Source organism: Teichococcus globiformis, assembly GCF_042646265.1.
In the GTDB taxonomy this organism is placed as follows: domain Bacteria; phylum Pseudomonadota; class Alphaproteobacteria; order Acetobacterales; family Acetobacteraceae; genus Pseudoroseomonas; species Pseudoroseomonas globiformis.
This window is the reverse complement of the sequence record NZ_JBHRTN010000008.1, coordinates 539,269-556,073: the sequence shown is the minus strand read 5'-3', so window position 1 is coordinate 556,073 and position 16,805 is coordinate 539,269. Positions and strand designations below refer to the sequence as shown.

16 protein-coding genes and 1 pseudogene are annotated in these 16,805 nt (G+C 70.2%); 9 read left to right on the top strand and 8 right to left on the bottom strand.

Features of this window, described 5'->3' with window-relative positions; genetic code table 11:
• Window positions 1–51: 51 nt before the first annotated feature.
• A complete protein-coding gene (locus tag ACFOD4_RS09940) occupies window positions 52–1,404 on the top strand; it encodes an amidohydrolase family protein (RefSeq protein WP_379596014.1) in 1,353 nt (450 codons plus the stop codon).
• Window positions 1,405–1,445: 41 nt separating this feature from the next.
• On the opposite strand, the gene ACFOD4_RS09935 is transcribed toward ACFOD4_RS09940, so the two are convergent.
• A complete protein-coding gene (locus ACFOD4_RS09935; RefSeq protein ID WP_379596012.1) occupies window positions 1,446–1,694 on the bottom strand; it encodes a hypothetical protein in 249 nt (82 codons plus the stop codon).
• Between the two features lie 334 nt (window positions 1,695–2,028).
• Window positions 2,029–4,176, bottom strand: coding sequence for a glycosyltransferase (locus tag ACFOD4_RS09930; protein WP_379596011.1), 2,148 nt, complete (start codon window positions 4,174–4,176; stop codon window positions 2,029–2,031).
• A 109-nt stretch (window positions 4,177–4,285) separates the two neighbouring features.
• Between ACFOD4_RS09930 and ACFOD4_RS09925 the strand changes: the two genes are divergently transcribed.
• The 3 genes from ACFOD4_RS09925 (at window position 4,286) to ACFOD4_RS09915 (ending at window position 7,336) form a co-directional block, all read left to right on the top strand.
• The gene (locus ACFOD4_RS09925; protein ID WP_379596009.1) at window positions 4,286–5,656 is read left to right on the top strand and encodes a glycosyltransferase family 4 protein; all 1,371 of its coding nucleotides are present in this window, start codon (window positions 4,286–4,288) and stop codon (window positions 5,654–5,656) included.
• A gap of 14 nt (window positions 5,657–5,670) precedes the next feature.
• Complete coding sequence (locus ACFOD4_RS09920) at window positions 5,671–5,811, top strand: hypothetical protein (protein WP_379596008.1); 141 nt, start codon at window positions 5,671–5,673, stop codon at window positions 5,809–5,811.
• 64 nt (window positions 5,812–5,875) lie between these two features.
• On the top strand, window positions 5,876–7,336 hold the full coding sequence (locus ACFOD4_RS09915) for a phospholipase D-like domain-containing protein (protein WP_379596007.1): 1,461 nt from the start codon (window positions 5,876–5,878) through the stop codon (window positions 7,334–7,336).
• A 54-nt stretch (window positions 7,337–7,390) separates the two neighbouring features.
• Here ACFOD4_RS09915 and rsmD read toward each other — a convergent pair whose 3' ends face one another.
• The 3 genes and pseudogenes from rsmD to ACFOD4_RS09900 form a co-directional block, all read right to left on the bottom strand.
• Window positions 7,391–7,954 (bottom strand): 16S rRNA (guanine(966)-N(2))-methyltransferase RsmD, encoded by a 564-nt coding sequence (rsmD, locus tag ACFOD4_RS09910; RefSeq protein ID WP_379596077.1) that lies wholly within the window; start codon window positions 7,952–7,954, stop codon window positions 7,391–7,393.
• Window positions 7,955–8,264: 310 nt separating this feature from the next.
• Window positions 8,265–8,993, bottom strand: a pseudogene (locus ACFOD4_RS09905) (pseudouridine synthase); the annotation flags it as partial.
• Window positions 8,986–9,702: a gamma-glutamyl-gamma-aminobutyrate hydrolase family protein gene (locus ACFOD4_RS09900; protein ID WP_379596005.1), complete on the bottom strand. Its 717-nt coding sequence runs from the start codon at window positions 9,700–9,702 to the stop codon at window positions 8,986–8,988. The pseudogene ACFOD4_RS09905 and the gene ACFOD4_RS09900, both read right to left, overlap by 8 nt.
• A gap of 52 nt (window positions 9,703–9,754) precedes the next feature.
• Here ACFOD4_RS09900 and ACFOD4_RS09895 point away from each other — a divergent pair, with 52 nt between their 5' ends.
• Window positions 9,755–10,537 (top strand): SDR family NAD(P)-dependent oxidoreductase, encoded by a 783-nt coding sequence (locus ACFOD4_RS09895; protein WP_379596004.1) that lies wholly within the window; start codon window positions 9,755–9,757, stop codon window positions 10,535–10,537.
• Window positions 10,538–10,690: 153 nt separating this feature from the next.
• On the opposite strand, the gene ACFOD4_RS09890 is transcribed toward ACFOD4_RS09895, so the two are convergent.
• Both ACFOD4_RS09890 and ACFOD4_RS09885 read right to left on the bottom strand, forming a co-directional pair.
• Complete coding sequence (locus ACFOD4_RS09890) at window positions 10,691–11,341, bottom strand: LysE family translocator (RefSeq protein ID WP_379596002.1); 651 nt, start codon at window positions 11,339–11,341, stop codon at window positions 10,691–10,693.
• A 71-nt stretch (window positions 11,342–11,412) separates the two neighbouring features.
• Window positions 11,413–12,036 carry an FMN-binding negative transcriptional regulator gene (locus ACFOD4_RS09885; protein WP_379596000.1) on the bottom strand — a complete coding sequence of 208 codons (624 nt, stop codon included), beginning with the start codon at window positions 12,034–12,036 and terminating at the stop codon, window positions 11,413–11,415.
• Between the two features lie 109 nt (window positions 12,037–12,145).
• Between ACFOD4_RS09885 and pdxR the strand changes: the two genes are divergently transcribed.
• The 3 genes from pdxR to ACFOD4_RS09870 are packed head-to-tail and all read left to right on the top strand — an operon-like array spanning window position 12,146 to window position 15,331.
• Window positions 12,146–13,594, top strand: coding sequence for a MocR-like pyridoxine biosynthesis transcription factor PdxR (gene pdxR / locus ACFOD4_RS09880; RefSeq protein ID WP_379595998.1), 1,449 nt, complete (start codon window positions 12,146–12,148; stop codon window positions 13,592–13,594).
• 58 nt (window positions 13,595–13,652) lie between these two features.
• Complete coding sequence (locus tag ACFOD4_RS09875; protein ID WP_379595997.1) at window positions 13,653–14,102, top strand: nucleoside deaminase; 450 nt, start codon at window positions 13,653–13,655, stop codon at window positions 14,100–14,102.
• A gap of 38 nt (window positions 14,103–14,140) precedes the next feature.
• Window positions 14,141–15,331 carry an MFS transporter gene (locus ACFOD4_RS09870; RefSeq protein ID WP_379595995.1) on the top strand — a complete coding sequence of 397 codons (1,191 nt, stop codon included), beginning with the start codon at window positions 14,141–14,143 and terminating at the stop codon, window positions 15,329–15,331.
• A 254-nt stretch (window positions 15,332–15,585) separates the two neighbouring features.
• On the opposite strand, the gene ACFOD4_RS09865 is transcribed toward ACFOD4_RS09870, so the two are convergent.
• On the bottom strand, window positions 15,586–15,786 hold the full coding sequence (locus ACFOD4_RS09865) for a succinate dehydrogenase assembly factor 4 (protein WP_379595993.1): 201 nt from the start codon (window positions 15,784–15,786) through the stop codon (window positions 15,586–15,588).
• Between the two features lie 49 nt (window positions 15,787–15,835).
• Here ACFOD4_RS09865 and htpX point away from each other — a divergent pair, with 49 nt between their 5' ends.
• Window positions 15,836–16,795, top strand: a complete 960-nt coding sequence (gene htpX / locus ACFOD4_RS09860) for a zinc metalloprotease HtpX (protein ID WP_379595991.1) — start codon at window positions 15,836–15,838, stop codon at window positions 16,793–16,795.
• The last annotated feature ends 10 nt before the right edge of the window (window positions 16,796–16,805 follow it).

Below are 16,805 nucleotides of genomic sequence, written 5' to 3'. Positions count from 1 at the left end.
CCCCCGCACGTCGCTTTAACGATGGACACCCATCCATCGACGGAGAAGACGATGCCCTTGACCCGGCGCGCCGCCCTGTCAGCCGCCCTGGCCAGCCTGTCGGTCGTTCCCGGCACCGGCCTGGCCCAGCCCCGCGAAGGCGGGGTGGCCCTGCGCAACGCCCGCATCTTCGCCGATGGCCGCTTCACCGAGCCCTCGACCCTGCTGATCTCCGATGGCCGCGTGCGCGCGGTTGCCGCCGGCTTGTCCGGGCTGCCGGAGGGCGTGCGCGGCATCGACATGGCGGGGCACTACATCGTGCCGGGGATGACCAGCGCGCATGTGCATGTAGGCCATGCCGTTGGACTGGAATCCGGCCCGCAATTCTACACTCGGGACACGGTGGAGGCGCAGCTGCAGCGCTATGCCGCCTTCGGCGTCACCCAGGTCGCCGCACTCGGCATGGGGCCACCGCTGTTCCACGCCCTGCGTGAGGAAAGTCGGGCGGGGCGGCTGCGGGGCGCCACGCTGCGCGGTGCCGGCCCCGGCCTCGGCGTCACCGATGGCGCACCCCCCGCCGGGCCCATGCGGCTCGCCGACAACCAGGTGCTCCGTCCTCGCGACGAGGCCGAGGTCCGCTCGGCGGTGGACCGCCTCGCCGCAGCCGGCATCGACCAGGTGAAGATCTGGATCGAGGACGCGAACGGCCAGCTGCCCATGATGTCGCCCGAGATCGTTCGCGCCGCGGTGCAGGCGGCGCATCGCCACAACCTGCCCGTGGTCGCCCATGTGCACGACCTGTCGCATGCCCGCCTCGCCGTGTCCTCGGGCGTCGACATCCTGGGCCACGGCATTCGCGACGAACCGGTGGACGAGGCGCTGGTTGCCGCCATGCGGCAGGCCGGCACGCGCTACATCCCGACCATCCAAATCGACGAGGCCGAGTACCTCTACACCGATCGGCCCGAGCTCGCGGACGACGCCGTCTTCCAGGCGGCGACGACCCCGGCCTTCCGCTCCCGCATGGCCGATTCCGGCTGGCGCGAAACCCAGTCCCGAAAGGGCGAGCAGCACCGTGACGCGGTGCGCATGAACCAGCGCAACCTGCTCACCCTGCACCGGGCCGGTGTACCCGTCGCCCTCGGCACGGATTCCGGCGCGACGCCGCTGCGGGTGCAAGGCTTTGCCGAGCACCGCGAGCTGGCACTGATGGTGGAGGCCGGGCTTTCGCCGGCGGATGTTCTGCGCATCGCCACGGAAGGCTCCGCCGCCCTGCTCGGCGACACGGATCGCGGTGTGCTGCGGCCCGGAGCGCGGGCCGATTTCGCCGTGCTGGCAGCCGATCCGCTGGAGAACATCGCCAACATCGGACGCATCGCCGCTGTCTGGCAGGATGGGCGGGAAGTGGCTGGCCGCCTGAGCTGAGCGGCCTTGGCCCGCGCGGGGGGGGGGGGGGGTGGCCCTTGTCAGGCCCGTGCCCGCGGCTCCACCGGGTGGCTGATGGCACCGCCCCCCTCGCCTTCCGCATCCACCACGGCGCGTGCCCGGCGCATCAGGTCGGTCAGGCCGCCCGGGCTGGGGCTGGACACCACGGCCATCTTGTGCGGCCGGTCCTGGCCCTTGGCGGAGTAAACATGCACTGCCCAGCCGCTATCACCGCATTCCCGCACCTCCAACGGATGCGATCGGTAATAGCGCAGTTCCCGGTAAGCCATGATCACGCCTCGATCAACAAATCCGAGGGTTGTCTATGATCCCGCTCCGATGGCGTCTAGCGCCCCAGGCGTGTGCCCAAAGGCAACTCTTCAACCGCCGTGAGCAGGGGTTGGAGAAGCATGCCGCAACAACAATGCAACCGAAACGGTTCTGCGGAATTCATACATTGCGCCGCACAACTCCTCCCCGCGGCAATCTTCTTACGATTGATCTGCAACTCAAGGCCCGGCCGCCTGGCCGGGCCTTCTTTTTGCGTCATGCAGAAGCATTGCTTCCGCTCACGTGTCATAGGGCCGGTGGCCATCCAGGCACGCCGGCATGGCCAGAGGCTCCTCAGCCTTCTCCCTGCGGCAGCACATGAACGAAACGGCGTGCTTCCAGCAGCGACAGGCGCTCATCCTCGCGGGCCATGGCCGCAAAGGCGAAGCTGACCAGGCCGATGCCGACGGGTCTGCCGGACGAATCGGGGCGTGGGTCCCGGCACAGGATTTCCAGCCGCAGCAGCGGCCCGCCTGCCGGGATCTCCACCGCAACAAGGCGCTTCTCCCCCGCCGCGACCTCAACAATCACCGGAGGCGCCTCAGGCTCCGGTGCCCGCTGAGCATGCAGCTCCACCACTTGGTCCTGCTTCGCCCCGCAAAGCTCCAGCTCAAGCCGCAGCGGCCCCTCATGATCGCTGTCCAGGGGCAGGGACAGGGTGGCGGCACCCGGCCGCGTCCACACGCCCCAATCCTCCAGCGGATGCCACCCATCGCCTTCGCGAACCGCCTCCGCCACCGCCATGGCCAGGCTGGGCCGCCCCGCCGCCATGCGCCGCATCCCATGCCACCGTGCCGCAGCCAAGGGCAGGTGCGGCAAGTCGCCCGCCTGCTTCGCCAACCGCTCGGCCTCGGCCAGAAGCTGTGCCGCCACCGCCGGCCAGGAGCGCAGCTTCACCGCCGCGGCCCGTGCCTGCTCCGCTTCGCGGAAGGCATCGTCGGTGATCATGCGCGCCAAGGTTTCCACCAGCTCCGGCTCGTTGCCGGGGCTGAAGAAGGTGGCACCGCCCTGCCCGGACTCCACCAGCGCCGAATGCGCCGGCGTGACCACCGCGCGCCCCGCGGCCAGGCTTTCGGTGACCGGCAGCCCCCAGCCCTCATGCAGGCTGTTATAGACGGTGAACTGGCTCCCCCGGTACAGCGCCGCCAGCACCGGATCCGAAACATCCTGCAGCAGCCGTACCCGGGCACGCAGCTCCGGCGAATGCTCCAGCAGCGACAGCGCCGGCTCGGCCCGCCATCCCGGCTTGCCCACGCAGGCCAGCAGCGGCACCCGGCGGGCACCCAGCCGCCGCAACAGGGTCAGCCAGGCGCTGAACACCATCCGGTGGTCCTTGCGCCCCTCCATGGTGGCGACAAACAGCACGAAGGGCTGCCCCGCGCGCAGCAGCGGGTGCTCGGCGGGCAGGTCCGGCAGAGCCTCTGGCGCCGCATCCATCCGCACCACGGCGCTGCGCGGCACGGGCAGTTCGGGCAGCAATGCCTCATGCATGCGCCGCAGGTCGTCCCGGGTGGAGCGGGATACGGTCAGCACCCCATCCGCATGCAGAGCCAGGTTGGCGAACCAGCGCGAATAGCCGCTGACGGTTGAATCCTGGCAGTATTCCGGCATCAGCAGCGGCACCGTGTCGTGCAGCAGCGGCACGTGGCGCAGCCCGTCCCGGGCCCGCGCCGCCCGCAACGTGCCCAGATGCCCTGGCACCCCCCATGTGCCGCCCAGCGGCACCAGCACGGCGCCGGGGGCAAAGCGCAGCGGCGGCGGCTTCTCCAGCAAGGCTTCGAGCAGCCCCGTGGCCTCGCGCCAGGCCGGGGCGTCGGCATCGGTGCCGCTCAGCATCAGATGTGCGATGCGGTGGAACAGCGCCGCCGGAAAGTCCCGCAGCCCCCCTTGCCGCATGGCGCAGAGCCGCGGCGGACGTGGCCCGGCCAGTGCTCCGCCGGCAATGCCGATCTGCACGCGCTGGATGCCGCTGGGCGCCCGGTATCCGTGGCGGATCCACTGCGTGAGGTCCGTGAGGTCAAGAACGGAGCCGGCGGCACGCGGCGCTGCGCGGTCGGGCCGGTCGGCCACCAGGGCGATCCACTCGGCCCAGGGCACCGTGCCGCCCGGATCCAGCGCCACGGCCGCGGCATAAGCCGCCCGGGCTTCGTCCCGGTGGCCGAGCAGCTTCTCGGCATGACCGATCTGCAACGGGATATCGGCCTCTCGCGGCTGCATCCGTGCCGCTGCCCGGTACAGGGTCAACGCCTGGCGCGCATCCCCTGCTTCCTTCAGGCAGTGCGCCTGCTGCACCAGCATTCCGGCATCATCCGGGCGCAACCGCAGAAAGGCGGCATAGGCGGCGGCGGCGGCCTGCCACTGGCCGCGGTCGCGTAGGGCATCCGCTTCCCGCCGCAGCGCCTCGGCCTCCTGTTCGGGGCCACCCTCCGGCTCGCTCGCCATCGCCGTCTCCAGCTTCTCCGTTTCACCCTTCGGACCTGATCCTGACGCGGTCAAGGGTCCGTGATCGATTGCGCTTCGTTCTGCGGTTGCACTCGGTTAGGTTGCGCCCATGCGCCCCAGAATCACCATAGATGGACACAACCTCGCCCTGGACCAGGGAACCGGGGTGGCAACCTATGCCCGCAACCTGAGCTTCCGCCTGGGCGCCATGGGGGCGGAGGTTGGCGTGCTGTACGGCACCCGTGCCAGTCCCAGCCGCAACAAGCTGATCCGTGAGATTGCCTTCTTCGACAACCGCGTGGGCGAGCCCTCCACCCTGCTGCGCTGGCTGCGCAACACGCGCCGCACCACCCTGGGCAGCTTCGGCGAATACGCGACGGAGGTGCCGATCACCGGCAATGTCATCTCCACGACCTTTGACAGCCGGATGCCGCATTTCGACCATTTGTGGAACCTGGAGAACGGCTTCACCCAGGCCGCTAACCACTTCAAGTGGTTCAAAAACCGGCTGAAGGTGCGGCTGCCGCGCGCGCCGGAGGTCATGCACTGGACCTACCCGCTGCCCATGCTGATGCCGGGCATCAAGAACATCTACACCCTGCACGACCTGGTGCCGCTGCGCCTTCCCTACACCACGCTGGACCACAAGCGGCGCTACCTGCGGCTGAACAAGCTGATCGCGCAGAAGGCGGACCACATCATCACGGTGTCCGAAGCCTCGCGGCGCGACATCATCAACCTGCTCGGTGCCGACCCGGACAAGGTCACCAACACCTATCAGGCGGTCGACCTGCCGCGGAAATTCACCGACAAGCCGCTGGACGAGGCGCGGGACGAGATCACCGGCTCCTTCGGCCTCGAATGGAAGAAGTACTTCCTGTTCTTCGGCGCCATCGAGCCGAAGAAGAATGTCGGCCGCATGATCGAGGCGTTCCTGGCCTCCGGCTCCGACCTGCCGCTGGTGATCGTCGGCAAGCAGGCCTGGAAAAGCGAGGAGGAGCTGAAGCTCCTGTTCGACGACCACATCCGATACCAGGTGCAGGAAGGTTCGGTGCTGCGCACGAAGCGCAAGATCATCCTGCTCGACTACGCGCCCTTCCGGCTGCTGATCTCGCTGATCCGCGGCGCCAAGGCGGCGCTGTTCCCTTCCCTCTATGAAGGCTTTGGCCTGCCGGCGCTGGAAGCGATGAAGCTCGGCACACCGGTGATGACCTCCAACACCTCCTCACTGCCGGAAGTGGTGGGCGAGGCCGCCATCACCGTCGATCCTTACGACGTGAGGGCCATGGTGGAGGCGATCCGTGCGCTGGACCGCGACGCCGATCTGCGCGGCTGGCTGGAAGGCGCCGGACCGAAGCGCGCCGCCCTGTTCAACAACGAGGCGTATGAGCGCAAGCTGTCCGAAGTTTATGCCCGGGTCGGGGTCGACCTGTCCCGCCCGCCGGTTGCTGAAGCGGCCCCGGCGCTCGCCGCCGAATAGCCCATGACCGCCACATGCGGGACCGCCCGGCCCGCGTGTGGAACCTGGCAAGGCATGGCATCCGCGCGAAGCCCGTGACATACCCACCCGCGCGGATCGCTGGGCGGGAACTGGACATTCTCATCCTGGTGGAACTTGGCCTCACCTTCGAGTGACAACGGCCATGCTCCAGGAACGCGCGCTTGGCCGCGGCGTTGCGACCGGCGACAGGAGGATGCGATGCCTAACCTTGCCCCGGCCGCAGAGGTCGCAGCCCCCACCGCGCCATTGCTCACGCCAGGCGAAACCTGCTGGGCCACGGCCCGTGCCGGACGTTTCAGGGTGATGGTGGATGCGGCGGATTACTTCGCTGCGGCCCGATCGGCGATGCTCAAGGCCCGCCACAGCATCCTGATGATCGGCTGGGATTTCGACACACGCATCAAGCTGGAACCCGGCGGCACCGATCATCCCGGCCCGCCCAAGCTCGGCCGCTTCCTGAACTGGCTGGCGCGGGAGCGGCCGGAGCTGCGCATCCGCATCCTGAAATGGGATCTGGGCCTGCTGGGCTCCCTGGCCCGCGGGGAAACGCCCTTCTTTCTGCTGGACTGGATGACCGGCCGCCGCGTCCGCCTGAAGCTGGACGGCGCCCACCCGGCCGCCGCGGCACACCATATGAAGCTGATGGTGATCGACGACGCGCTGGCCTTCTGCGGCGGCATCGACATGACGGTCGGCCGCTGGGACACGCGCGGCCACGAGCCGGATGCCAAGCATCGCCGCACCCCCGGCGGCAGCCCCTGCGACCCCTGGCACGATGCCACCACCTGCGTGGATGGCGCCGCCGCCGCCAAGCTGGCCGAACTGGCCCGCGAACGCTGGCGCCGCGCCACCAGCGAAACCCTGGAGCCCGTCACGCCTGCCGGCGATCCCTGGCCCGACGACCTCCCGGTGGATCTGCGGGATGTGGAGATCGGCATCGCCCGCACCATTGCCGAGTATGACGGCCACCGGCAGGTCGCCGAGATCGAGACGCTCACCTTTCGCGCCATCGCCGCCGCGCGCCGCCACCTCTACATCGAAAGCCAGTACTTCGCTTCCCGCCGCGTGGCCGAGGCCATGGTGCGCCGCCTTGCGGAGCCGGATGGGCCCGAGATCGTGGTGATCAACCCCGAAAGCGCCGATGGCTGGCTGGAGCAGAAGACCATGGATGCCGCCCGCGTCCGCCTGCTGCACCTGGTCCGGCGGGCCGACCGGTACGGGCGCTTCCGCATCTTCCATCCCGTCAACACGGCCGGCACGCCGATCTACGTGCACGCCAAGATCATGGTGGTGGATGACCGGCTGCTGAAGATCGGGTCGGCCAACATGAACAACCGCTCGCTCGGCTATGACACTGAATGCGACCTGGCGGTGGAGGGCACCACCGAGGCCATCCGCCGCGCCATCGTCGCCCGTCGCGACGACCTGCTGGCCGAACATCTGGGCTGCGAGGCGGCGGATGTGGCCACCGCCCTGGATGGGGCGGACGGATCGCTGATCCGCGCCATCGAGGCGCTGAACACCGGTTCGCGCCGCCTCGTTCCGCTGGAGTCGCGCCCCCTCGGGCCGGAAGAGGAAGCACTGGCGGAAACGGATCTGGTTGACCCCGAACGGCCCACCAGTCTTTGGCGCCAGCTTCGCTCCGTGGCGCGGGTCTAGGCAGCGGGAGCGCGGCCGCCGGCATCCCGCCACCCAAGGCGGCGATCCGCCGCGCTAGGCCGTGTCCGCCAGGCGGAGACAGACCAGCCGCGCGGCGCCGTGCGCCCGCTCCGCCAACACCGCGTAGCCGGGCAGGTCCAGCCCTTCCTCCACGCCGATTTCAGCACAAACCAGCGCGGCCGGAGCGATCCACCCCGCCTTGCCCAGCGCCGCCAGAGCCTTCGGCACCAGCTCCTGCCCGTAGGGAGGATCGAGGAACAGCATCCCGCAGGCTCGGGGCGCCCGTGCCGGCCGCACGGCGTCGCCGGGCCAGATCCGGCTCCGCGCTTCCTCACGGCAGGCGGCGATGTTGGCGCGCAGCACCGCCAGCGCCACCCGGTCCCGCTCGAGGAAATCGGCAGAGGCTGCCCCTCGCGACAAGGCTTCCAGCCCCAGCGCCCCGGTTCCGGCGAAGGCGTCCAGCACGGCCGCATCCTCGATGCAGGCTCGGCCGGCCCAGGGCGCATGCCACAGCATGTCGAACAGCGCCTGGCGCACCCGGTCCGCCGTGGGGCGAGTGGTGCCGCCCGGCGGCGCTTCCAGCTTCCGGCCGCGATGCCGGCCCGCCACGATCCTCACCGGGGCGGACGCAGCGGCCCGGCAAAGCCGCTCAACGGTGCGGACCGCGGCGTCGCGGCGGTCCCTCGGGCTGGTCGGCATCCCTGCCCTGCGCCACGCCGCCGCGCGAGTCGCGCAGCTTCTCCGTGGCGTTGCGCGCTCGGGGGGTTCTGGCTGGCGCGGGCGGCTTGGCGGGACGTGAGCGCCGCAGCCCTTCCGGCTTTTGCGCCTCTTCCTGCAGCCCTTGCGCCGCAGCCTCGGCGGCAGCGCGGCGGCCGGCCTCGGCGGTGCGCTCCACTCCGCGCTGGATGCGCGGCGGCGCATCGAGGCCCAGCTCCTCACGCATGAACTTGGCGTTCACCTCCTCCACCGCGCCGCGCGGCAGCGGCCCGAGGGTGAAGGGGCCGTAAGCCACGCGGATCAGCCGGGTCACGGTGAGGCCCAGATGCTGCAGCACGCGCCGCACCTCCCGGTTCTTGCCTTCCGCCAAGGAAACTGTCAGCCAGGCATTGGTGCCCTGTCGTGAATCCAGCCCTGCCTCGATGGGGCCGTAGGCGACGCCCTCCACCGTGACGCCGTTCGCCAGATACGCCAACGCCCGCTCATCCACCCGGCCATGCACCCGCGCGCGGTAGCGCCGTGTCCAGCCATTGGAAGGCAGCTCCAGCTTGCGGCTCAGCGCGCCATCATTGGTCAGCAGCAGCAGCCCTTCGGAGTTCAAGTCGAGCCGGCCCACCGAGACCAGGCGCGGCAGCCCGGCCGGCAACTCCTCGAACACGGTGCGGCGCCCTTCCGGGTCCTTGTGCGTGGTCACCAGCCCGGCCGGCTTGTGGTAGCGGAACAGCCGTGTCCGCTCCGGGGTCCCCACCACCTGCCCGCCCACCGCCACGCGGTCCTCCGGCCCGACAAAGGTGGCTGGCGTGTCCACCACCTGCCCGTTCAGCGTCACCCGGCCCTCGGCCACCAGCTTCTCGGCATCGCGGCGGCTGGCAATGCCGGCGCGCGCCAGGAACTTCGCGATGCGCTCGCCGCGTGCGGCGTCCTCCGCTTCCTCAGCCACGGCAGGCCTCCACGAACCCGTCCAGGATACGCTGATCGGCCTTGTCGACCGCGTATTCAGGGTGCCACTGCACGCCGAGGGCGAAGCGGTGCGCCGTGCTCTCGATCCCCTCGATCACGCCATCCGGCGCAACGGCGTTGACCACCGCGCCCGCACCCGGCCGCTCCACCGCCTGGTGATGCGCCGAATTCACCGCCATGCGCGTGCCACCCACCACCCGGGCCAGCAGCGTGCCTTGCGTGATCTCCACCTCGTGCCCCGGCTCGTTGCGCGGGTTGGGCTGCTCATGAGCCAGCGCATCCGGCACACGATCCGGGATGTGCTGGATCAGCGTGCCGCCCAGCGCCACCGCCAGCAGCTGCTCGCCGCCGCAGATCCCCAGCACGGGCATGTTCCGCGCCAGGGCACCGCGCACCATGGCCAGCTCAAAGGCCGTGCGGCCCTGCTTCAGCGCCACGGTCGGGTGCGCCGGCCCGCCGCCGTACAGCGAAGGGTCCACGTCAAAGGCGCCGCCGGTCACCAGCAGCCCGTCAATCTTATCGAGATAGGCCTCGGCCAGTTCCGGTTCGTGCGGCAGGGCGACGGGCAGCCCGCCGGCCCGCGCCACGCTGGAAAAGTAGTTCTGCCGCAGGGCGTACCAGGGCAGCTTGGAATAGCCGCCGGGCTGTTCCGCATCGAGGGTCAGGCCGACCAGAGGAAGCTTGCGCATGGGTGCGGTTGCTAGCCCCCCCTCGCGGTGAGAACAATGCATTTCGGATTTCATGCAGGAGGCGACGATGCAGCTCGGTGGCAAGCGCGTGGTGGTGATGGGTGGCAGCCGCGGCATCGGCCGCAGCATCGCGCTGGGCTTCGCGCAGGAAGGCGCGGCGGTCGCCCTGTGCGCGCGCGGCACGGAATCGCTGGAAAAAACGCGAGGGGAGATCGCTGCCCTCGGCCACCCGGTTTTCGCCGCCCCCTGCGACCTCGCCGAAGCAGAGCAGATCCAGGCCTTTATCGCCCGCGCGGCCGAGGCGCTGGGCGGCATCGACGTGCTGGTGAACAACGCTTCCGGCTTCGGCGCCACCGATGACGAGGCGGGCTGGTCCGCCGCCTTCGGCGTGGACATCATGGCAACGGTGCGCGCCTCCCACGCCGCCCTGCCCTTTCTGCAGAAATCGGGTGCGGAGGGGCGTGGCGCCGCCATCGTCAACGTGTCTTCCATTTCGGCGCTGCGGGCGAGCACGCGCTCGGCCCCCTATGGCGCGATGAAGGCGGCGATCGACCACTACACCGCCAGCCAGGCCAAGATGTACGCGGCTCAGGGCATCCGGGTGAACGCCGTGGCACCCGGCTCCATCGAGTTCCCCGGCGGCTCGTGGGAAAAGCGTCGGCTGGAAGGTGCCCCGCTTTATGAGCAGATCCGGCAGCAGATCCCGGCAGGCCGTCTGGGCGAGCCGGAGGAAGTGGCCGATGTGGTGCTGTTCCTCGCCTCCCGCCGTGCCCGCTGGGTTACGGGGCAGAGCATCGTGGTCGATGGCGGGCAGCTCATCGGCCCCGGAAGCTGAGAAGGGCGGGTCCGGCAGCGCGCGACTTTCCCCTCGCCCGAACCGGGAGGCGCAGCGTCCATCCGCTCCGGCTCGGGCGGTTCTCCCGCCGGGGCCTTGTCTTCACGAGCGTCGTTGCCCGGCCGGCCGGTTCGGCCCGGGCGTGATCCGGATCTAGCCGACCGGACGCCGCGCAGCGGCCAGCGCAACGCCCAGCGCCACCGTGGCCGCGCCCGAGGCCTCCCGCAGCCGCCGGATCAGCGCCGGGCGGGCCACCGCCCCTTGCCGGATGCCGCCGGCCGCAAAGGCCACGACAAGGTCGGCCAGCGTGTTCAGCGCCACCGAAACCAGCCCCAGGAGCACGAACTGCCCCGCCACCCCGCCTTGGGCCGGGTCCAGGAACTGGGGAATAAAGGCCAGGAAGAAGGCGGCCGTCTTGGGGTTGAGTGCTTCCACCAGCACTCCCTCGCGGAAGGCACGGGCCGCCCCCACCGGCGGCGCGGCCGCCGCGCCGCGGAGAGCGGCGGCCGCATCCCGCCGGGCGGACCGGATCATGCGCCATCCCAGCCACACCAAGTAGGCGGAGCCCGCCAGTTTCAGCGCGGTGAACAGTTCGGCACTGGCCAGCACCAGGGCCGACACGCCCAATGCCCCGGCCAGCACATGCACCGTGCCGCCCAGCGCGGTACCGAAGCTGGAGGCCACGCCATCGCTTCGTCCCCCAGCCAGGCTGCGCGCGGCGACATAGAAGAGGCCTGGCCCCGGCGTCACCGCCAGCAGCAGGGCCGCGGCGGAAAACAGGACGAGTTGGGTGAAATCCGGCATCGCGGCATGCTCTCCTCAGGGTATTGCCCCCATCTCGAACAGAAAGGGTAAGAGGCGGCGCGGGGGGACGCCTATTTCGGGATCAGGGCCGCCACAGCCCGCTCGGCAGCCGAATCGCTGGCGCCTAGCCCGGCGGCCACCCCGGCCCGGTCCGCCTCGGTTCGGTTCTGGCTCATCTTGCGCTTGCCCTCCAACCGGGTGATCGGCAGGCGCAGCCCGACGATCCCCTTGAGCTGCCCGCGGACAAAGGGCTCCGGCGCATCGGCCACGGCCCAGGGCTGGGCGCGCACCCCCTCGTGCCGGTCGGTCAACCGCACCACCACATCCCGCAGGCGCCCGGCATCCTCAAAGAATTCCGCCGGGCCATAGGCGTGCACGGCCATGTAGTTCCAGGTTGGCACCACCTTTCGGTGCTCCTTCTTGGACGGGTACCAGGATGGGCTGACATAGGCCTCGGGCCCACTGAACAGCACCATGGCCTCTCCCGCCGCGGGCAAGCTCCATTGCGGGTTGGCCCGTGCCAGATGCCCATACAGCGTTCCGTAGGGCCCCTCCTCCGGTGCCAGCAGCAACGGCAGCGGCGTCGCCATCAGCCCGTCCGCCGTGGCGGTGACCAGGTTGGCGAGGCGCGCTTCCCGCATCAGCGCATGCAGGGTCGGCAGGTCTTCCTCGCGAAAGGCAGGCGGCACATACATCGGCTCGGCTCCACGGCTGAGGTGGACCTTGCCGCCGGATTGGCCCAGAAGAAACGTCCAGTTTCCCGCGAAAACACTGGGCCAGTTCGAACAACGGTCAATCCCCGCCATGACGCCGCAGCCACCGCCGCGTATCAGCCGCAGCATCGGCGAGTCGATCAAGGCCCGCATCGCCTCCGGCCAGCTCTGCGCCGGTGCGCCGCTTCCCTCCACCCGTGCCCTGGCGGCGGAATGGGGGGTTTCGCGCACCACCGTCACCGCAGCCTATGAGCAGTTGATCGCCGAAGGGTATGTGGAAACGCGCCGGGGCAGCCGGGCAAGGGTGGCACGGGGCTTCGGCCATCCCGCCCTTTCAACGGAGCAGCGTGCGCCTGCCCCGTTTCCAATCCCGCTTTCCGCCTTCGCGCGCCGGCTGGAGGCCGCGCCCCTCCAGCCGGCCGACCTGCCGGACCTGTCGGTGGATTTCCGCTACGGCGACCTCGCCAGCGCCGACTTCCCCCTGCCCGCCTGGCGGAAGGCCATTACCGCCGCCCTGCTGCGCCGCCCGCCACGCCTGCGCTACGATGATCCGCGCGGCGCCATTTCCCTCCGGGTGGCGCTGCAGGGCTACCTGTGGCGCGCGCGGGGCCTGCGCTGCGCCGCCGAGCAGATCGTGGTCGTCAACGGCTCGCAGCAGGGGCTCGACCTGTGCGCGCGACTGCTGCTGGACCCCGGCGACGCCGCTGTGATGGAAGACCCGGGCTACAACCTCGCCCGCCAGATCTTCGCCGCCGCCGGAGCGTCGCTGCTGCCGGTGCCCGCCGATGCGGAAGGCCTGCGCACGGAGGCACTGCCCCCCGCCCGGCTGGCCTATGTCACCCCGTCCCACCAGTTCCCGCTGGGCGGGGTGCTGCCCGCGCGACGTCGCGGGGAGTTGCTGGCCTGGGCGCGGCAGGCCGGCGCCTTCGTCATCGAGGATGATTACGACGGCGAGTACCGCTACGACATCGCACCCGTGCCCCCTTTGCTGGCCATGGCGGAGGTCCGGGGCGACGCCGCCGGCCGCGTCATCTATCTCGGTACGCTGTCCAAGACGCTTTCCCCGACGCTGCGCCTGGGCTACCTCGTGCTGCCCGCAGCCCTCGCCCCCGCTTTCGCCGCGGCCAAGCGCCTGACCGACCGCCACACCCCGGCACTGGAACAGGAGGCGCTCGCCGGGCTGATCGAGAGCGGCGCTTATGAGCGCCATGTCCGCCGGATGCGCCGCCGCAACGGCGAGCGGCGGGCCGCTTTGCTGGACGCGCTGACTACGATGCTGGGCGACGCGGTCACGGCCAGCGGCGCCGAAGCGGGGCTGCACATCCTGCTCTGGCTGAACCGCCTGCCGCCGGATCGGCAAGCCGCCCTGCTTGTCCTTGCCCGCGAGGCCGGCCTCGGCCTCCATCCCGTGGCGCCGCTTTATGCCACCGGCCAGGCACCGGCGGGGCTGGTGGTGGGCTATGCCGGGCTGAGCGAAGCTGCCATCCGCCAGGGCGTACGCCTGCTGCGGCAGGTCCTGGAACGCCTCGGCGGCGCCTGATGCCTCCCTGCCCCCGGCAGCCTTCCCATTCCACACGCGCCGCCTTAAGGCTCCGCCCATGCCCACGCCCATCGAGATCGCACTGGAGGAAGCGGCGCTCGCCGCCGCGCGGGGCGAAGTGCCGGTGGGCGCCGTTGTCACCGGCCCCGATGGCGCGGTGCTGGGTCGCGCCGGCAATCGGGTGGAAGAGCTGCACGACCCTTCCGCCCATGCCGAGATCCTGGCCCTGCGCCAGGCGGCCGGGCAGCTCCGCTCGCCACGCCTGCCGGACTGCACCCTGACCGTGACGCTGGAGCCTTGCCCGATGTGCGCTCAGGCGGCCTCCTTCTTCCGGGTCAGGCGGGTGGCCTTTGGCGCCTACGATCCCAAGGGCGGCGGGGTGGAGCATGGCGCCCGCATCTTTGCCGCGCCATCCTGCCATCATGCCCCGGAAGTGATCGGCGGGCTGCGCGAAGGCGAATGCGCGACCCTGCTGCGCGATTTCTTCAGGGCAAAACGCCCCGGCTGAGGGTTGGCGGCCGCCCTGGCCCGGCGCAGGGTGGCGGCATGAGCAACATGATGGCCGATCCTGCCGCCATCCGCCGGATGGTGGCGGTGTTCGGCTTCTCGGGTTTCGCCGGCGCCTTGGCCGGCCGGGCCCTTGATCCCCTGATGGGCGAGCTTTCCGCCGAGTTCGTCGTTCCGGTCGAGCAGGTGGCGCTGCTGGCCAGCGCCTTCACCCTGCCCTACGCCTTGGTGCAGCCCATCCTGGGACCGGTCGGCGACGCGTTCGGCAAGCGCCGCGTGGTGGCGCTGTGCATTGGCCTGCTGGCGGTGATGCTGGTGGCCTGCGCCCTGGCGCCGGGGCTGGACGAATTGTTCTTCGCCCGGGTCGCCGCCGGGTTGGCGGCAGGCGGCATCTTTCCGCTGATCCTGGCGCTGTTCGGCGACACGGTGCCCATGGACCAGCGCCAGGTGGCGATGAGCCGCTTTCTGGCCTTCGCCATCATGGGCCAGCTCGCCGGCGGCGCCGTTTCGGGGGCGGTCGCGCCGCTGATCGGCTGGCGCGGCGTGATGTGGCTCTGCGCGCTGGCCGCCGGCTTCTCCTTCCTGGTGCTGCTGTGGGACGTGCGTGGCCGCCCGTCCACCGCCCGCCTCGCCGGCCCGCCCTCGCTGGCCGAGGTGCTGCGCCGCTATCGCACCATCCTGCGCAGTCCTCTGGCGCGCCCGCTTTACGGAGGCGTGTTTCTGGAAGGCATGTTCGTTTTCGGGTGCTTCCCCTTCCTGGCCGCGATCCTGGGGCCGGACGGACACGGCACTCTGCGCGCCGGCATTGCCGTGGCCTGTTTCGGCGTGGGGGGCTTCGGCTACACGCTGCTGGCCCCCTTTCTGCTGCGGCGGATCGGGCAGGCCCGGATGATGCGGCTGGCCGGGCTGATGGTGCTGCTGGGCATGGCGGCGGTGGGCACCTTGCCGCCGAACCCCGCAGCCGCCGGCGGGCTGCTGGTGGGGCTGGGCTTCTTCATGCTGCACAATTCCATTCAGGTCCGCGTCACCGAGGTGGCGCCGGGTGCGCGCGGCTCGGCCGTCGCGCTGCACGCCTTTTGCTACTTCCTCGGCCAGGCGGTCGGACCGGCCCTGTATGGCGCCCTGTTGCCGCCTCTCGGCGCCGCGTTCGCGCTGGCAGCCGGGGGACTTGGCGTCCTGTTGATCAGCCTCTGGCTCAGCCATTCACCGGGTACGCCACGTTCGAGCTGAGCGTGGCCGTTACGTTTTGGTCCGTAGGTGCAAAGGCGGCCTGAAGCCAACAAGAACAAAGCCGGATTCGCCAATGAACCGGTGGGATGAATCAGGTGCTTGGCGCAGTCGGCGCAGAGGGAGGGTGATGAAGCGGACCCTGATACCACCTAGATGTGGTGGAACAAGGTCTGCCGGCGCCACAAGGCCGTTCGCAACCGTTCACCACCCGCGCCCGAGTCGCTCCCCGAGTCGCGGAACATGCGGTAACAGCGTCAGAAGTCGCTGACGCGGCCCTTCTTTTCCCAATCGCCGTATCGGGTCGGCTCGGGTCCCGTGGGTCCATCCACTTCCTTGGGCATCACCTTGGGATCGGTTTTCACCGGCGGTGCGGAGCCGGTCACCGAGGACGGCGGCTTCGCCGGAGTCGGCTGCGGATCGGCCGGCTTCGCGGCCTCTTGCTTGGAGCTTGTCATGCTCCCCATGTGGGGTGGCACGGAGGCTTAGCGGAAGGGGGTGAAAGCAATGAACGGGTATTTCCGGACGACATTGCTGCTGGCGGCGATGACCGCCCTGTTTGTTGTGGTCGGCGGCGCCATTGGCGGACGTGGGGGCATGGTGGTGGCCTTCGGGATTGCCTGCCTGACCAACCTGTTTGCTTGGTGGAACAGCGACCGCATGGTGCTCCGGATGCACAATGCGCAACGGGTGGGACCACAGGAGGCACCCGACCTCTACGCCATGACGGAACGGCTGGCGCATCATGCCGGGCTGCCCATGCCCGCCCTCTATGTCATTCACGAGGATCAGCCCAACGCCTTCGCGACCGGGCGCAATCCGCAGAACGCCGCCGTGGCGGTGAACACCGGACTGCTCGCCCACATGCCGCCCGAGGAGGTGGAGGGCGTTATCGCCCATGAACTGGCGCATATTCGCAACCGCGATACGCTGATCATGACCATGACGGCTTGCCTGGCCGGCGCAATCGGCATGCTGGCGCAGTTCGGCTTCCTGTTCGGCGGCATGCGCGGCAATGACCGGGGCCCGGGCCCGATCGCCACATTGCTGATGATGGTGCTGGCCCCCCTCGGCGCCATGGTGGTGCAGATGGCCATCAGCCGGTCGCGTGAGTACGAGGCGGACCGGGCGGCGGCGGAGATCAGCGGCAATCCGTCCGGCCTGGCCAATGCCTTGATGCGGCTGGAGCAGGGTCGCCTCGCCTTTGTCAACCAGCGCGCCGAGGCCAATCCCGCCACCGCCCACATGTTCATCATCAATCCGCTTTCGGGCGCGCGGATGGACAACCTCTTCTCCACCCATCCCAGCACCCAGAATCGGATCGCGGCGCTGATGGAACTGGCGCAGCACATGGGAATGCCCGCTGCCCGACAGACCCCCGGCTGGAGCCCGGCGCAATCCGCTCCGCGTTCCAGTCCCTGGGGCGGACAGGCACCGTCGCGTCGGCCCCGCGGCCCCTGGGGCTGACAGCCGGGCC

Excerpts from the sequence above, each read along its gene's own strand:
- ACFOD4_RS09935 (WP_379596012.1), bottom strand. The coding sequence starts at position 1,694 with ATGGCTTACCGGGAACTGCGCTATTACCGATCGCATCCGTTGGAGGTG.
- ACFOD4_RS09940 (WP_379596014.1), top strand. The coding sequence starts at position 52 with ATGCCCTTGACCCGGCGCGCCGCCCTGTCAGCCGCCCTGGCCAGCCTG.
- ACFOD4_RS09865 (WP_379595993.1), bottom strand. The coding sequence starts at position 15,786 with ATGACAAGCTCCAAGCAAGAGGCCGCGAAGCCGGCCGATCCGCAGCCG.
- ACFOD4_RS09920 (WP_379596008.1), top strand. The coding sequence starts at position 5,671 with ATGCGGGACCGCCCGGCCCGCGTGTGGAACCTGGCAAGGCATGGCATC.
- ACFOD4_RS09930 (WP_379596011.1), bottom strand. The coding sequence starts at position 4,176 with ATGGCGAGCGAGCCGGAGGGTGGCCCCGAACAGGAGGCCGAGGCGCTG.
- ACFOD4_RS09885 (WP_379596000.1), bottom strand. The coding sequence starts at position 12,036 with ATGTATGTGCCGCCTGCCTTTCGCGAGGAAGACCTGCCGACCCTGCAT.
- ACFOD4_RS09900 (WP_379596005.1), bottom strand. The coding sequence starts at position 9,702 with ATGCGCAAGCTTCCTCTGGTCGGCCTGACCCTCGATGCGGAACAGCCC.
- ACFOD4_RS09925 (WP_379596009.1), top strand. The coding sequence starts at position 4,286 with ATGCGCCCCAGAATCACCATAGATGGACACAACCTCGCCCTGGACCAG.
- ACFOD4_RS09895 (WP_379596004.1), top strand. The coding sequence starts at position 9,755 with ATGCAGGAGGCGACGATGCAGCTCGGTGGCAAGCGCGTGGTGGTGATG.
- ACFOD4_RS09890 (WP_379596002.1), bottom strand. The coding sequence starts at position 11,341 with ATGCCGGATTTCACCCAACTCGTCCTGTTTTCCGCCGCGGCCCTGCTG.
- htpX (WP_379595991.1), top strand. The coding sequence starts at position 15,836 with ATGAACGGGTATTTCCGGACGACATTGCTGCTGGCGGCGATGACCGCC.
- ACFOD4_RS09875 (WP_379595997.1), top strand. The coding sequence starts at position 13,653 with ATGCCCACGCCCATCGAGATCGCACTGGAGGAAGCGGCGCTCGCCGCC.
- pdxR (WP_379595998.1), top strand. The coding sequence starts at position 12,146 with ATGACGCCGCAGCCACCGCCGCGTATCAGCCGCAGCATCGGCGAGTCG.
- ACFOD4_RS09870 (WP_379595995.1), top strand. The coding sequence starts at position 14,141 with ATGAGCAACATGATGGCCGATCCTGCCGCCATCCGCCGGATGGTGGCG.
- ACFOD4_RS09915 (WP_379596007.1), top strand. The coding sequence starts at position 5,876 with ATGCCTAACCTTGCCCCGGCCGCAGAGGTCGCAGCCCCCACCGCGCCA.